The sequence below is a fragment of the Dellaglioa sp. CoH-57-MRSF-19 genome (genome assembly GCF_056781975.1).
In genome coordinates, this window is the sequence record NZ_JBXAXW010000240.1 from 1 (window position 1) to 291 (window position 291).

Genomic DNA, 291 nt, shown 5'->3' on the forward strand with positions numbered 1-291 from the left:
TCCATAAACTGGATGGGGTCTTCACACGGATTCTCGACGCACCAGCGCATTACCTCAATCCACGGTTTACTCATGCTGACTCCTTAAATGTCATTAAAGTACAAAATATCACGGAATTCCTGATCCAGATCGACAGCCGGCGACACGATCGCGAGTTCTTGGTCCGGAATTGTCTCCAGAATCTCCAGTTGCTCTTCGATCCACTCGTTGAGAATCGGGACACGCGGGTGTAGCTTTTTCTCACCTGTCCGCATCTTGATTTCGAGCAGCGCGTCAACAGCGGCCGTGATC

1 protein-coding gene is annotated in these 291 nt (G+C 50.9%); it reads right to left on the bottom strand.

Going from position 1 to position 291, the window contains the following annotated elements:
- Positions 1-83: 83 nt before the first annotated feature.
- On the bottom strand, positions 84-291 hold a 208-nt coding region (locus AC1RO3_RS09075; RefSeq protein WP_438215871.1), incomplete at its 5' end, for a DNA polymerase beta superfamily protein.